This window comes from Mycobacterium intracellulare ATCC 13950 (assembly GCF_000277125.1).
GTDB classification, from domain to species: domain Bacteria; phylum Actinomycetota; class Actinomycetes; order Mycobacteriales; family Mycobacteriaceae; genus Mycobacterium; species Mycobacterium intracellulare.
The window spans coordinates 1,252,293-1,267,067 of sequence record NC_016946.1 but is presented as its reverse complement, the minus strand read 5'-3'; the positions used below and the strand labels follow the sequence as shown (position 1 = coordinate 1,267,067).

At 70.8% G+C, this 14,775-nt stretch carries 11 protein-coding genes; 2 read left to right on the top strand and 9 right to left on the bottom strand.

The window, feature by feature from the left end; all coding sequences use genetic code 11:
• Positions 1-68 precede the first annotated feature (68 nt).
• Together fadD6 and OCU_RS31150 are read right to left on the bottom strand one after the other, a co-directional pair.
• Entirely contained in the window at positions 69-1,847 is a 1,779-nt protein-coding gene (gene fadD6, locus OCU_RS31155; RefSeq protein ID WP_009956208.1) for a long-chain-acyl-CoA synthetase FadD6, read from the bottom strand.
• 75 nt (positions 1,848-1,922) lie between these two features.
• Positions 1,923-2,486 (bottom strand): LOG family protein, encoded by a 564-nt coding sequence (locus OCU_RS31150; protein ID WP_020188822.1) that lies wholly within the window; start codon positions 2,484-2,486, stop codon positions 1,923-1,925.
• A gap of 87 nt (positions 2,487-2,573) precedes the next feature.
• On the opposite strand from OCU_RS31150, the gene OCU_RS31145 reads away from it, so the two are divergent.
• A complete protein-coding gene (locus OCU_RS31145) occupies positions 2,574-4,691 on the top strand; it encodes an ATPase AAA (protein ID WP_041784835.1) in 2,118 nt (705 codons plus the stop codon).
• Here OCU_RS31145 and dapE read toward each other — a convergent pair.
• The 3 genes from dapE to OCU_RS31130 all read right to left on the bottom strand — a co-directional run bounded on the left by dapE (position 4,688) and on the right by OCU_RS31130 (position 7,981).
• Positions 4,688-5,752 carry a succinyl-diaminopimelate desuccinylase gene (dapE, locus tag OCU_RS31140; RefSeq protein ID WP_009956183.1) on the bottom strand — a complete coding sequence of 355 codons (1,065 nt, stop codon included), beginning with the start codon at positions 5,750-5,752 and terminating at the stop codon, positions 4,688-4,690. The genes OCU_RS31145 and dapE overlap by 4 nt on opposite strands.
• Positions 5,753-5,970: 218 nt before the next feature.
• The gene (locus OCU_RS31135; RefSeq protein WP_020415601.1) at positions 5,971-7,131 is read right to left on the bottom strand and encodes a PPE family protein; all 1,161 of its coding nucleotides are present in this window, start codon (positions 7,129-7,131) and stop codon (positions 5,971-5,973) included.
• Positions 7,132-7,168: 37 nt separating this feature from the next.
• Positions 7,169-7,981: a PPE family protein, SVP subgroup gene (locus tag OCU_RS31130; RefSeq protein WP_014379453.1), complete on the bottom strand. Its 813-nt coding sequence runs from the start codon at positions 7,979-7,981 to the stop codon at positions 7,169-7,171.
• Positions 7,982-8,289: 308 nt separating this feature from the next.
• Here OCU_RS31130 and dapD point away from each other — a divergent pair, with 308 nt between their 5' ends.
• Positions 8,290-9,243: a 2,3,4,5-tetrahydropyridine-2,6-dicarboxylate N-succinyltransferase gene (dapD, locus tag OCU_RS31125; protein ID WP_029385460.1), complete on the top strand. Its 954-nt coding sequence runs from the start codon at positions 8,290-8,292 to the stop codon at positions 9,241-9,243.
• Here dapD and OCU_RS31120 read toward each other — a convergent pair.
• The 4 genes from OCU_RS31120 to OCU_RS31105 form a co-directional block, all read right to left on the bottom strand.
• A complete protein-coding gene (locus tag OCU_RS31120; protein WP_009957210.1) occupies positions 9,240-10,505 on the bottom strand; it encodes an MFS transporter in 1,266 nt (421 codons plus the stop codon). The two genes, dapD and OCU_RS31120, sit on opposite strands and share 4 nt — an antisense overlap.
• Positions 10,506-10,668: 163 nt before the next feature.
• On the bottom strand, positions 10,669-12,093 hold the full coding sequence (locus OCU_RS31115; protein WP_014379452.1) for an acyl-CoA synthetase: 1,425 nt from the start codon (positions 12,091-12,093) through the stop codon (positions 10,669-10,671).
• Positions 12,094-12,122: 29 nt separating this feature from the next.
• A complete protein-coding gene (locus OCU_RS31110) occupies positions 12,123-13,031 on the bottom strand; it encodes an alpha/beta fold hydrolase (protein WP_014379451.1) in 909 nt (302 codons plus the stop codon).
• Between the two features lie 132 nt (positions 13,032-13,163).
• The gene (locus OCU_RS31105; RefSeq protein ID WP_014379450.1) at positions 13,164-14,624 is read right to left on the bottom strand and encodes an aldehyde dehydrogenase family protein; all 1,461 of its coding nucleotides are present in this window, start codon (positions 14,622-14,624) and stop codon (positions 13,164-13,166) included.
• Positions 14,625-14,775: the final 151 nt, after the last annotated feature.

Here is a 14,775-nt window from a genome sequence, read left to right as displayed (position 1 = left end):
CTGCGAAATCCGACTCGCCCTCTCGCAGTGTGGTTACGCTCGCGACCGGCCGATCGGCGCTGCCGGCCCTACGGGCGTTTACCCTCGGCCACCTCGTCGGGGTACTCGTCGTAGAACGGCACGTAGCCCTCGTCGCGTCCGGCCAGCACGTAGAGCGGGTCCTCGACGTCGGGGCCGTAGGCCTGCTCGCGCAACTCCACCTTGCGGCTCTTGAAGGTCGTGGTCTGCTCGATCGACTCCACCACCCGCACGAACAGCGGCAGCGCGTAGCCGGGCAGCTGCTCGTAGACGGCGCGGGCCAACGACTGCCCGTCGAACTCGGCGCCGTCGCGCAGCTTGACAGCGGCCATCCCGGCGCGACCGCCGGTGCGCGGCACCTCGACCCCGAAGACCGTGCAGTCCTCGACGGAGTCATCGGATGCCAGTGCGGCCTCGACCTGGGTGGTGGCCACGTTTTCGCCTTTCCAGCGGAACGTGTCGCCCAGCCGGTCGACGAACGCCGCGTGTCCCATGCCCTGCGGGCTCATCACGTCGCCGGTGTTGAACCAGCAGTCGCCCTCACGAAAAGCGTTGCGCACCAACTTTTTTTCGCTGGACTCCGGATCGGTGTAGCCGTCGAACGGCTGCAGCCGGTTGACCGGGCTGAGCAACAGGCCCGGCTCCCCGGCCGGCACCCGGCGCACGCGCCCGTCGTCGCCGCGCAGCGGGGCGCCGGTGTCGGGGTCGTACTCGACGTAGGCCAACGGCATCGGGAAGACACCGGTGGAGCGGGGCACGTTGAAGACGTTGATGAACGCGGCGTTGCCCTCGCTGGAGGCGTAGAACTCGCAGACGCGCGCGATCCCGAACCGTTTCGTGAACTCGTCCCAGATCTCCGGGCGCAGGCCGTTCCCGGCGATCACCCTCACCTTGTGCGCTCGGTCGGTCGGCTTGGCCGGTTGGTTGAGCAGGTAGCGGCACACCTCGCCGATGTAGATGAACGCCGTCGCATCGTTGGCGATGACCTCGTCCCAGAACTTCGACGCCGAGAACGACTTGCCGAGCGCCAGCGTCGCTCCCGACGTGATCACCGACGACAACGCGACCGTCAGCGCGTTGTTGTGGTACAGCGGCAGGCAGCAGTAGAGGGTGTCCGAGCTCTTGAGCCGCAACCCGATGCCGCCGAACGCCGCGAGCGCCTTCAGCCAGCGCAGGTGCGTCATGACGCTGGCCTTCGGGAAACCGGTTGTGCCCGAGGTGAAGATGTAGAACGCGGTGTCCCGGGCGTGCACGGCCGACGCCGACGCCGGGTTGGTGGCCGGGGCGCTCGCCGCGAACCGTTCGAGGTCTTCGACGGTCAGCGTCTGGGTGCCGCCCGAGCCCCCGCACTCCGCCACGGCGCTGACCAGATCGGTCTCGGCGATGAGCACCTTGGCCTCCAGCAGGCCGAGACTGTGCGCGAGGACCTCGCCGCGCTGGTGGTAGTTGAGCATGCCGGCGACCGCACCGCACTTGACCGCGGCCAGCATGGCCAGCACGGCGTTGGGCGAGTTGCGCAGCATGATGGCGACGACGTCGCCGTGGCCGACGCCGCGCGCGGCCAGCACCGCGGCGTACCGGTTGGCGGCCGCGTTGGCGTCGCGGTAGGTCAGTTGCTGGTCGCCGAAGCGCAAAAAGATCCGGTCGCCGTAGCGGGCGGCCCGCTCCTGGAACACCGTGCCGATCGATTTCTTGGACCCCGGCTGGGCCGCCAGCCCGGTCAGCACGCCGCGCGCGATCACCGGCAGGTCGGCCAGCACGGCCGGCACCCGAGATGCGATGTCGGTCAGTTTGACCGCCGTGCGCGCTCCCCCGTCACGATCGGACACGTGATCCCCTCGATTCGTTTGGTAAAAGTCAAGCTCGGCGGACAGCCTAGTAGGGGCTGGGACGGGCCGGCGGGCTCAGCCGGGCGCGCACGCGTCCAGCGCCGCGCCCACCTTGTCGACCAGCACCAATCGGTCCATCGCCACCTGGGAGACGTAACCGCTGTCGAGCAAGCCGCACAACCACGTCCACAGCCCCTCGTAGTGGCCGACGGGGTCCAGCAGCACGATGGGTTTGTCGTGGAGACCGAGGTAGGCCGTGGTCCAGGTGTCGAGCAACTCGTCGAGGGTGCCGATGCCGCCCGGCAGCGCGATGAACGCGTCGGCGCGGTCTTCCATGATCTGCTTGCGCTCGTGCAGGGTGTCGCTGACGATCAGCTCGTCGGCGTCCGCGTCGGCGATCTCGCGCCGCATCAAGACCTGGGGGATGACGCCGACGGTCCGGCCCCCGCGGGCCCGCGCCGCGCTCGCCACCGCGCCCATCGCCGAAACGCGGCCACCGCCCCACACCAGCGTCCAGCCGCGCTCCGCGATGGCCTCGCCGAGTTCTGCAGCGACACCGAGCAATTCGGGATGCTGCGGACCGGACGCGCAGTACACACACACCGCCCACTCGCGGGCTGAATCGCGTTCCCCGGGCATATCCGCCAAAGGTAGACCAATTGCGATCACCGCTCATATGTGGGGCTTTCGCCGTGCCGACGGGCCCGCGCGCCATAAAATCCGGCAGTGCCGATTCGATGGAACGTCCCCCAACATGCGACGGCCTCAGAGCGGCTGGATGCGGCGTTGGCCGCGGGGGGCCGGGGAGCGGCGGTGTTGGGGCCCGACGGCGTCGGCAAATCCACCTTGGCCCGCGTGGCCGCCGAGCACTTCGCCGGTCAACATCCCGACACGCTCGTCCGCTGGGTCACCGGCACCCCGACCGAACGCGCGGTGCCCTTCGGGGCCTTCAGCCACCTGGTGCAGATCGCCGACATCGGCAAGCCGGCCGCGCTGCTGCGGGCCGCGCGCGCCTCGCTGGGCGGCGACGACCTGCTGCTCGTCGTCGACGATGCCCAACACCTGGACGTGCTGTCGGCCACGCTGGTCTACCAGCTGGCGCGGGCCGGGACGGCGCGGCTGATCGTGACCGCCCGCGCCGACGCCTCCCCCGATGCGATCGCCGCGCTGTGGAGCGACGGCCTGCTCGACCGGATGGATATCGAGCCGCCCGGCGGGACGACGCCGCCCGCGGAGGTCGACGCCTTCCTCGCCGAGTTGCCCGCGCCGGCCCGGTCGGTGCTGGAGTATCTCGCCGTGTGCGAGCCGCTGTCGCTCGCCGACCTGACCGTCCTGGCCGGCGACGGCGCGGTGGCCGAGGCGGTCAGGTGGGGCGCCGCCGAGACCCGGGTGCGGGGCGGGGCCTCCGAGGACCCCGTCGTCTACACGGCCCACCCGCTGTTCGCCGAGCGGACGCTGGCCGCGCTGGACCCCGACGACGCGCGACAACGGCGCACCGAGCTGGTCACGTTGCTGTCGCAGCGTCCATCCGAGCATCTCAGCGACCGGCTGCGGCTGATGTCGTTGGCGCGAGACAGCGACGCGCGCCAACGGCCCGCCGACGTCGTCGCCGCCGCGCAGCAGGCGCTGAGGCTGGGTGACATGGCGCTGGGCGAGCGGCTGGCCCGCTCGGCGCTCGAGCGCTCCGGCGGGCTGGCCGCGCGGCTCGCGCTCGCGCACGCGCTGGGCTGGCAGGGCCGCGGCCGCGAGGCCGATGCGCTGTTGGCCGACGTCGACTCCGCCGGGTTGACCGAAGCCGCCCTGATGGAGTGGGCGTTGCTGCGGGCGGCGAACCAGTTCTGGATTCTGAGCGAGCCCGAGCGTGCGACGGCGTTCTTGCGGACCGTCCGCAATCGCGTCGCAGATGCCGGGCCGCGGACCACGCTGGACGCGCTTAGCGCGACCTTCGCGATGAACGCGGGCAACGTCGGGCACGCGGTCAAGGTCGCCGAGGAGGTGCTGGCCTCGGCGTCGGCCGACGACCAGGCGGTGGCCTGGGCCGGCAGCGCGGCCGCGTTGTGCGCGGCGCGGCAGGGCCGGTTCGGTGACGTCGAGCCGTTGGCGCAGCGCGCCCTGGGAGCCGAACATCCCGGGTTGCTGCGCTTCACCATCGGGCTGGGCCAGACGACCACGTTGTTGATGGCGGGCAGGCTCGAGGAGGCCCGCCAATTGGCCCGGCAGTTCACCGATTTCGCCGAACTGCAGCAGCCGGGCCGCGCGATCGGCGAGGTGCTGCTGGCGCATGTGCTGCTTGCCGGCGGCGAATTCGCCTCCGCAGCAGACATTTTGATCCCGGCGACCGCCACTCTGGAGCGCACCGGCTATTCGTGGGGGCCGCTGTCGCTGACGCTGCTGGCCACCGCGCTGTCCCAGCTCGGAGATACCGCTGCCGCGGCAAAAGCGTTGAGCAGGGCCGAATCCCGGCACGGAACCAAGTCGGCGTTGTTCGCCCCCGAGCTCGGGGTGGCGCGCGCGTGGCGGCTGGCGTTGCTGCGCGACTCGCACGGCGCGGTGGCCGCCGCGCGCGAGGCCGCCCGCGCGGCCGAGCGCGGCGGGCAGCGGGCCGTGGCGGTGCGCGTCTGGCACGAGGCCGTGCGGTTGGGCGACAGCCGTGCCGGCGATCCGTTGGCCCGGCTCTGCGACGAGATCGATTGTGTCGTTGGCAGAATCGCGTTGGCCCACGCCCGCGCGCTCACCGCGGGCGATGCCGAGGCGTTGCGGGCGGTGTCGGACGAGCTGACGTCGATCGGGATGCACGCGGCCGCCGCCGACGCCGCCGCGCAGGCTCGGCGCTGCGGCGGCTAGCCGCCCAGGTAGCGGCGCAGCATGTCCACCGCCGCGGTGATGTTGGCGACCGCCACGCGTTCGTCGCGCCGGTGCGCCAAATTCGGGTCGCCGGGGCCGAAGTTGACCGCCGGTATACCCAGCGCGGCGAACCGCGCGACGTCGGTCCAGCCGTACTTGGCCCGCACGTTACCGCCCGCCGCCTCAACCAACGCCTTGGCGGCGGGCTGGGACAGCCCGGGCATCGCCCCGGCCGCGGCGTCGGTCTGTTCGATGTGCACGTCCAGTCCGGCGAGCACGTCGTGCACGTGTTGCAGCGCGTCGGGCACCGACCTGTCCGGGGCAAAGCGGAAGTTGACCGTCACCGCGGCCGCATCGGGAATGACGTTGCCCGCCACCCCGCCGTCGATGCGCACGGCCGACAAGCCCTCGCGGTACGTGCAGCCGTCGATGTCCACGCTGCGTGCCTCGTACGCGGCCAGCCGTTCGAGCACGGCACCCAGTTTGTGAATAGCGTTGTCCCCCAACCAGGATCGCGCCGAGTGGGCGCGGGTCCCGGCGGCGCTGACGACCACGCGCAGGGTGCCCTGGCAACCGGCTTCGATGTAGCCGCCCGTCGGTTCGCCCAGGATGGCCACGTCGGCGGCCAGCCAGTCCGGCAGTTCCCGTTCGATGCGGCCCAAACCGTTTGCCGCCGCGTCGATTTCCTCGCAGTCGTACATCACCACCGTCAGATCGTGCACGGGTTCGGCGACGGTGGCGGCGAGATGGAGGAACACGGCGTCCCCGGATTTCATGTCGGCGGTGCCGCAGCCGTGCAGCTCGCCGCCCTCGTGACGGCTGGGCAGGTTTCCGGCCACCGGGACGGTGTCCAGGTGGCCGGCCAGCAGCACCCGCGACGGCCGCTGGTGTCGGGTTCGCGCCAACACGGCGTTGCCGTTGCGGACGACCTCGAAGCCGGAGGTCTGCGCGCGCAGCGCTGCCTCGACCTCGTCGGCCAGGCGCGCCTCGTTCCTCGATTCGCTGGGGATGTCGACCAGCGCCGCGGTCAGCGCGATCGGATCCCCGCGTAAGTCCAGCACGGTCTCAGGGTAGTGGCGATCGCAAGCGCGGCGGAGCCGGGCGCAGCGGGTCGCCACCATCTAACCCAGTGGCGATCGCAAGCGCGGCGGAGCCGGGCGCAGCGGGTCGCCACCATCAACACCCAGTGGCGATCGCAAGCGCGGCGGAGCCGGGCGCAGCGGGTCGCCACCATCAACACCCGTGGGTGACCGTGATGGCGAGCCGCCGGACGCAGCGGCTACACGAGCAACCGCGTGGGCATCACCGTCGGCTTGACCCCGTAACGCGGGCCCATGCCGTAGCCGCCGCGCCCGGCCGAGGCCACCGCCGGCATGCCCGTCGCCCACGTCGTGCGCGGCTCTTCAACCGGCGCGGTCCACCCCGAACTCACAGGCGTCGCGGCGGCAGGCGCGGGCGTGGCCGCGGACCACGCGGCGGGCGTCGACAAGCCGCCGACCGGTGATGCCGACGCCATGCTCGCCAGCACCGGCGCGGCGCCGACGCCCGCGGTGCTCGCCGGGGCCGCCGCGCTTACCAACATGCCGCCGCCGACCGCGCCCCCCACCTCGCCGGCCGTGCCGGTGGCCGCCGCCACGTCGAGGGTGTGGTTGTAGAGGATGTTGGACACCATGGTGTTGAACACGTTCCAGGAGACCACGTCGAAACCGGCGTTGCCGACGTTGTTCACCACCGGGTTGCCCAAGAAGCTGTCCAGCCCGCTCAGTGCCGACGGCGGGTCGGCCATCGGGGCCGCCAGTGCCCGAACCGCGTTGGGCGCGTTGGTGACGGTCTGCTGGAGGCCGCTCGTCTGCGCGCCCGTTGCCGCGGCCTGGGAGACGGCCGCGGCCTGCGCCCCCAGCCCGCCCGGGTTGTTCGTCGGCGCCGGCGAGGTCAGGGGGCTCAGCTTGGCCGCGGCCGCCGACGCCGCCGCGTAGCCATACATGGCGGCGGCATCCTGGGACCACATTTCGCCGTACTGCGCCTCGGTGGCCGCGATGGCCGCGGTGTTCTGACCCAAGACGTTCGTCGCGATCAGGGCCGCGAGTTGGGCCCTGTTCGCCGCGATCAGCGGGGGCGGGACCGTCATCGCAAATGCCGCCTCGTAGGCCGCCGCCGACGCCATGGCCTGGGAGGCCGCCTGCTGCAGCTGGGCCGCGGTGGTGTGCATCCACGTGATGTAGGGCTCGACCGCGGTGGCCATCGCGGATGAGGAGGGCCCGATCCACTCCTCGCCGGTCAGGTTAGAGATCGCCGACTGGCTGGCCGAGGCCGTCGTACTCAATTCGTCGGCGAGGCTGCTGAAGGCCGCCGCGGCGGCCATCATCGGCGCGGCCCCCGCCCCGGTGTACATGCGGAGGGAGTTGATCTCGGGGGGAAGTGCTCCAAAGTCGAAAGACATTGCGTCGCTCCTATTCTCGGTTGTGGTTCGTGGGGTGCTAGATGGCTGGCTTGGGCATGACGGTCGGCTTGACCCCGTAGCGCGGCGCGCCGAGGCCATAGCCGCCGCGTCCGCTCGTGGCCATCGACGGCAGGCCGCCCGGCACGGTCGTCACCGGCGCGGCGTGGGGCGCGGCGCTGGTAAAGCCCGCGCCGACCAACTGCGTCGGGGTGGCGTTCACCGACGGGACACCGCCGGCCGCCCAGCTGGGCGGCACCGACAACGCGCCGATCGCGGGCCCGCGGCCCATGCTCGCCAGCACCGGCGCGGCACCGACTGCGGCGGGGGCCGCGGGCGCGGGCGCTGACGCCGAGGTGAGCCCGGGAGTGAAGTTGGGAATCCCCGCGGCGCCGGTGACGGGGGCGAATTGCCCCTCCCCCAGGGTGATGAAGTCCGACGCGGCGGCACCGACGTTCTGGCCCCACCCGATCCCGGTCCCGAGCGTGGTGCTCCCCGCGGGCGGGGGGTCGGCCGCCGCAGTCGGTGAGGCGGCAAGCGGCGACAGCGACGAGGCGGCGGTCGTCACCCGATTCGCGGTTTCGGTCTCGCCATAGGAACCGGCGCTGGTGTCCAGGTTGTTGACCATCGTCTGGTGGATCGCCTTCGCCTGGGCGCTGACCTGCTGATACCAGGCGCCGTAGGCGGAAAACTGCGCGGCCTGCAGCGCGGACACTTCGTCGGCCGCCGCCGGGGCGATGCTCGTGGTGGGCGCCGCGGCGGCGGCGTTTTGGGCGTCCATCGAGGAGCCGAGCGCTTCGAGCATGCTCGCCGCGGCCATCAGCGCCTCGGGGCGTGTGGTGACAAAGGACATGGTGTTCTCCTTCTCTAAACGAGCCGGCCCCTTGCGGACCCGCGCCGGTGGCTCCCCACCAGGCTCAGGACGTGACCAGCCGATCCCCGGGACCGAGGTACCCCGAAACGGCCGAGTTCACGCGGTTGACCTGGTAAGACGGTGGGCCTCGACACCCGCAGCGCAGCGGCTGCGCAGCGAGGGCCTCCGAATCACGTTGCGCGGGCCAGCGTTTCACAGGCGGCGGCGCACTCCGTGTATTTCGCGGCGCCCCGGGTCCGCGTTGCCGTGCAGGGTGGACGGACCTACGCAACCACCCAGGAAGTAACCTGACCGCCGTGACTGGAGCTGCAGGTATCGGGCTGGCAACGCTGGCCGCCGACGGATCGATCCTCGACACATGGTTTCCCGCACCGGAACTGACCGAGTCGGGCGCGAGTGCCACGTCGCGACTCGCGCTGTCCGACGTTCCCCCCGAGCTGACCGCATTGATCGGCCGGGACGACGACCGCGGCACCGAGACCGTCGCCGTGCGCACGGTGATCGGCTCGCTCGACGAGGCGGCCGCCGACGCCTACGACGCCTACCTGCGGCTGCATCTGCTGTCGCACCGACTGGTGGCGCCGCACGGGCTGAACGCCGGCGGCTTCTTCGGGGTATTGACGAATGTGGTCTGGACTAATCGCGGGCCCTGCGCCGTCGAGGGGTTCGAGGCCGTGCGGGCCCGGCTGCGCCGCCACGGACCGGTCACGGTCTACGGCGTCGACAAGTTCCCGCGGATGGTCGACTACGTGTTGCCGACCGGGGTGCGCATCGCCGACGCCGACCGGGTGCGGCTCGGCGCCCACCTGGCCCCGGGGACGACGGTGATGCACGAAGGCTTCGTCAACTACAACGCCGGCACGCTGGGAGCGTCGATGGTGGAGGGCCGCATCTCGGCCGGCGTGGTGGTGGGCGACGGCTCCGATGTCGGCGGTGGGGCCTCGATCATGGGCACGCTGTCCGGCGGTGGCACCGAGGTCATTTCGATCGGCAAGCGGTGCCTGCTCGGCGCCAACGCCGGCCTGGGCATCTCACTGGGCGACGACTGCGTCGTGGAAGCCGGCCTCTATGTCACGGCGGGCACCAAGGTCATCACACCCGAGGGCAAACAGATGAAGGCGCGGGAGTTCTCCGGCGGCAATAACCTGTTGTTCCGGCGCAATTCGCTGAGCGGGGCCGTGGAGGTGGTGGCGCGCGGCGGCCAGGGCATCGCCCTCAACGAGGACCTGCACGCCAACTAACCGACGCCGAGCGCCGTGCCGTTGGTTTCGGGCAGCAGATAGGTGCACGCCAGGCTGACCGCCGTGAGGGCGGCCAGCATGAAGCCGATCGCCCAGCTGCCGTATGTCGCCTGCAGGGTCCCGGCGATCAGCGGCGGCGACGCGCTACCGACGATGCCGGCGAGGTTTTGCGCCAGCGCCGTTCCGCTGTAGCGGTAGCGGGTGGCGAACAGTTCGGGGATGAACGCCGCCGTCGGGCCGGAGCCGATCGCCGCGGCCGTGCACATGCCGACGATCGCCACCGCGTACCCCACGGGTTTGCCGGTGTTCAGCAGCGGCATCACCAGAAACGACCACAGCAGACAACAGCTCCACCCCACCAGCATGATGCGACGGCGCCCGAGCCGGTCGCACAGAGTGGCCGACACCGCCATGAACGCCATGCTCGCGACCCCGCACAGCGCGCCGACGAACCAGATGAAGTTGCGCGAATACCCCAGGTGGGAGTGCGCGTACATGGCCAGATAGGTGTGGGCCATGTAAATGAACCCCAACGCGCCGAGGATGCTGCCCGCGGCCAGCGCGATCTCACGGCGCTGCAGCCGCAGCAGCTCCGCGAGCGGGGTTTTGGGGATCAGCTGGCGCGCCTTCTCCTCCGCGAACACCGGGGTCTCCTCGATGTTCAGGCGCACATACAGCGCGAGCCCGACCAACACCGCGCTGAGCAAAAACGGCACCCGCCATCCCCACTGCAGGAACGCCGCACTGCCCTCGCCGATGGTGAGGTTGACCGCGAGAAAGGTCGCACTGCTCAGCACGGCCGCGATGCCGCCGCCCATCAAGGTGAACACGCCGTATCGGCCGCGCCGGTCGGCCGGGGCGTATTCGGCGCTCAGCAACGCCGACCCCGCCCATTCGCCGCCGACGGCGAACCCTTGCAGCAGCCGAAGCGCGACCAAGATCAGCGGCGCCGCGGCACCGATCACCCCGGAGCTGGGGACCAGGCCGACGCACACCGTTGACACGCCCATGATCAGCAGCGTGGCGACCAGGGTCTTCTTGCGCCCCAGCCGATCCCCGAAGTATCCGAACACGGCCGCGCCGAGGGGCCGGGACAGAAAAGCCGTCGCGAACGTCCCCATCGAGGCGATCGTGGCTCCGGAGGGGCTGAGGTGCGGGAAGAACACCATCGGGAACACCAGTGCCGCCGCGGTGCCATAGATCATGAAGTCGTAGAACTCGATCGCCGAGCCCACGAGGCAGGCGACGGCGATCCGCCGCATCGGCGTGGGCGCGGTTACGACGGTCGCGGCGGCGCCGGCGGGGGGTACGTTCCGTCCTTGCACCGTTACGACGGTACCTGCCGCCGCTCGGACCGCGGGCGTAACGGGACTGCGAAGAATCGAGCCGAAATTTTCGGTGGGGTTGCGCTCGCGCGCAAGGCGCTCAGCCGTCGGACAGCAGCTCCTTTTTGAGGACCTTACCCATGGCGTTGCGGGGCAGCGTGTCGACGACGCGCACCTCGCGTGGCCGCTTGTGCACCGAAAGTTGTTGCGCGACATAGTCGATCAGTTCGTCGCCGTTGGCGGATCCGACGATGTAGGCGACGATGCGCTGACCGAGGTCCGCGTCGGGCATCCCGACCACCGCGGCCTCCTGCACGCCCGGATGACCGAGCAGCACCGTCTCGATCTCGCCCGCACCGATGCGGTAGCCGCCGGACTTGATCAGGTCGACCGACTCGCGTCCCACGATGCGGTGCATCCCCCCGCCGTCGATGACGGCGACGTCACCGGTGCGGTACCAGCCGTCGGCGTCGAACGCCTCGGCGGTGGCGTCCGGCCGGTTCAGGTAGCCGTCGAACATCATCGGACCGCGAACGTGGAGCTTTCCCACGGTTTCGCCGTCGTGCGGCACCGCGCCGCCGTCGTCGTCGAGCACCCGGGTCTGCACCCCGGCCAGCGGCAGGCCGACCCACCCCGGTCGCCGCTCGCCGTCGGCCCGCGTCGAAATGGTGATCAGCGATTCCGAGGCGCCGTAGCGTTCGACGGGCTGGTGCCCGGTGAGGGCGGCCAACCGGTCGAACACCGGAACCGGCAGCGGTGCGCTTCCGGAGACCAGCAGCCGCGCCGGGCCCAGCGCCCGGGCGGCCGCCTCGTCGGCGCCGACCCGCGACCACACGGTGGGCACGCCGAAAAACAGCGTGCCGCCGAAGTCGGTGCGGGCCTGGGCGTAGCCCTCCGGCGTCGGCTTCCCGGTGTGGATGAAGCGATTCCCGACCCGCAACGAGCCGAGCAGGCCCAGCACCAGGCCGTGCACGTGAAAGAGCGGCAAGCCGTGCACCAGGACGTCGTCGGCCGTCCATTGCCAGGCTTGCGCCAACGCGTCGAGGTCGGCGGCGATCGCGCGCCGGCTCAGCACCACCCCTTTGGGCAACCCGGTGGTGCCCGAGGTGTAGATGATCATCGCGGTGGCGTCCGGCGAGGGTTCGGGATAGCGGTGCCAGGAGCGGGCGTGCAGCCGCACCGGGATGTGCGGCAGCCCCTCGGGCGCCGAGTCTTTTGGGGGCGCTGCCCCAAGCCAGGCCTGGGCTCCCGAGTCCGTGAGCATGTGGCGGCGTTCGGCGGCGCCGACGTCGGCGGGCACCGGGACGAAGGGCACACCCGCGATAAGGCAGCCGGTGACGGCCAGCACCGTCGCGGCGGTCGGGGCGGCCAGGATGGCGACGCGGCCCGCGCCGCCCACCCGTTCGGCCACCGACGTCGCGGCTCCGGCGAGGTCGCTGCGGCTGAGCACGGTGCCGTCGATGCGCACCGCGTCGGCGACATCGGTGGCGGTCAGGACCGAGGGATCAAGGGACGCCAGCAGCACGTCAGCAGGCTACCCGGCGCCGGACGAGGTCAGCCCCGCTCGTCCCAGATCTTCATCAGGGTGGACAGGATCTCCTCGCCGCGTCCCAGCCCGCCGAGGTGGCTTTCGCCCGGGAGCACGATCAGCTCGCAGTCGGGCAGCCTGGCCACGACGTGCTCGCCGTGGGCGAACGGCACGATGTGGTCGCTGTCGCCGTGCCACCAGCGCACCGGGACCTTGACCTCGTCGAGCCGGAATCCCCAGTCCCGGGTGAACAGGATGATGTCGTTGAACGGGGCCGCCAGCTGCTTGCGGCTGCCGTTGAGCAGGTCGTCGAGGAACATGGCCCCGAACTCGGGCCGGGTCAGCAGGCGCCGGTCGCCCTCGGGCGATATCGCGGCATACAAAAACAGCGCGGGGTTCGCGACCGGGCGGATCGCCCGGACCACCAGGCTCGCACCGATCCGCAGCGGGTCACCGCCCAGCCGCAGCAGCGGCGCCACCCGCTTGCCCAGATTCATCAGGCCGCTGGTGATCCCCTCGTCGCCGAGGAAGGGCGCGACGCCGCCGAGGATGCCGGCGGCGACGACGCGATCGGACAACACCGCGCCCGAGGCGAGCGCGTACGGACCGCCGCCGGACAGGCCGATGACGGCCATCTTGTCGATGCCGAGCGTGTCCGCGATGGTCCGCAGGTCCTCGGCGAACGCGCGAATGTTCTCGTACCGATGTGGTGTCGACGAGCCGATCCCGGGACGGTCCAGGCCGATCAGCCGGATCTTGTGGTTCTCGGCGTACAGGCGGGCCTCGGTGGGGATCTGGCGGCGCGCGCCGGGGGTGCCGTGCAGCCAGAAGACCGCGCGGCCCTGCGGATCACCGAATTCGGCGAAGCCGATCTGGCGGTCTTCGCCGACGGCGACGTTTCCTTCGAGTTTGGGGCGGGCGATCTCGATGGCCATGTCAGCAGCTTGGCATGGGACGCACGGTTTACCAAAGGTGGACCGGGCCGGCGCCCGGCGCGCCCGACGTTAAGGCATCATGTCGGCGTCGGATGTGCCTCTGGCGCAGGGCATTTCGTGGAGCGGAGCCCGTCACGCGGGGACGCCGACGGCCATTGGCTCCATGTACTGGTGTAGCCCGCCGATGCCGCCGCCCTCGCGGCCCAGCCCGCTGAGTTTGAAGCCGCCGAACGGCGCGCCGCCCGGGCCGCAGCCGTTGACCGCGATCTGTCCGGTGCGGATGCGGCGTGCGACGCCGACGGCGCGGTCGACGTCGCCGCCCCACACCGCCCCGGAGAGGCCGTATTGCGAATTGTTCGCGATGGCGACGGCGTCGTCGTCGTCGCGGTAGCGCAGCACCGTCAACACCGGACCGAACACTTCCTCTTGCGCGATGGTCGAATTCGGCTCGACATCGGACAGAATCGTCGGTTCGAAGTAGAACCCGATGTCCAAGCCGGCCGGACGGCCGCCGCCGGTCACCAGCTTCGCCCCGTCGTCGAGCGCACCGGCGACGTGGGCCTCGACCCGGTCGCGCTGCGCCGCGCTGATCAGGGGGCCCATCTGCACGTCGGGATCGGTGGGATCGCCCACCTTGACCTCGCGCGCCAGCGCGGCGAGCCGGTCGACGACGTCGTCGTGTAGCGAGTCCGGCAGCAGCAGCCGGCTGTGCAGGATGCAGGCCTGTCCGGCGTGCAGCGAGCAGCAGTCGAACAGCATCTGCTGCAGCATCTCGTCGGTGACCTGCGCGTCGTCCAGGACGATGCTGGCGGACTTGCCGCCGAGCTCGAGCAGGATCCGCTTCATCGTGTCGCCGGCGGCGGACATGACCTGGCGGCCGACCACCGAGCTGCCGGTGAAGCTCACCATGTCGATCCGCGGATCGGTGGTCAGCAACTTGGCCGCCTCGACCCCGGAGGGGGTGACGACGTTGACCACGCCCGGCGGGATATCGGTGTGTTCGTCGATGATCCGCGCGAGCGCCAGCCCGGCCAGTGGGGTCAGCGGCGAGGGCTTGAGCACGACGGTATTGCCTGCGGCCAGAGCATGATTCAGCTTCATCACGTTGAGGCAGTGCGGGAAGTTCCACGGGGTCAACACCGACACGACACCCAGGGGTTCATGGCGCAGCAACGTGGTGCCGGCGCCCATCCCGGTGACCGCTTCGTCCTTCAACTGGGTGGCCAGCTGGGCGGCGTGCATCGACATGAAGCCGGCGCCGTCGATCTGCATGATGCGTTCGTTCGCAACGCAGCCCCACTCCACCTGGGACAGCGCGAAGAAGTCGTCGGCGTGTTTGCTCAGCGCCTCGCCCAACTGGTTGAGGCACCCAGCGCGCTCCTCGGCGCTCATGGTGCGCCAGGGTCCGCTGTCGAACGCGCGGCGCGCGGCGGCGATCGCCTCACCGACCTGGGCGATGCTGGCGTCGGGCGCGGTGGCGATCACGTCCTCGGTGGACGGAGAGATGTCGTCATAGCGGCCGTCCTGCGGCTCGACCCAGTCGCCGTCGATGTAGAGCGGATAGGACTGAACAAGGGCGGGCGAATCGGCCATGTGCTTCCTCCGGTCATCTGATCACTTGGTGTACCCGTCCCAACGGCCGCCGTCAATCGTCATTTGCATGAATTCCGGAGCTCCTCGCGCACTTTGCTGTTGTATTGACACCATGCGACGGCGCAGAGTACACACAACTCGCGAGACAGAT

Bases quoted from the DNA above. Each gene is read 5' to 3' on its own strand.
- OCU_RS31150 (WP_020188822.1), bottom strand. From the start codon at position 2,486: ATGCCCGGGGAACGCGATTCAGCCCGCGAGTGGGCGGTGTGTGTGTAC.
- OCU_RS31110 (WP_014379451.1), bottom strand. From the start codon at position 13,031: ATGGCCATCGAGATCGCCCGCCCCAAACTCGAAGGAAACGTCGCCGTC.
- OCU_RS31135 (WP_020415601.1), bottom strand. From the start codon at position 7,131: ATGTCTTTCGACTTTGGAGCACTTCCCCCCGAGATCAACTCCCTCCGC.
- OCU_RS31130 (WP_014379453.1), bottom strand. From the start codon at position 7,981: ATGTCCTTTGTCACCACACGCCCCGAGGCGCTGATGGCCGCGGCGAGC.
- OCU_RS31120 (WP_009957210.1), bottom strand. From the start codon at position 10,505: ATGCGGCGGATCGCCGTCGCCTGCCTCGTGGGCTCGGCGATCGAGTTC.
- OCU_RS31105 (WP_014379450.1), bottom strand. From the start codon at position 14,624: ATGGCCGATTCGCCCGCCCTTGTTCAGTCCTATCCGCTCTACATCGAC.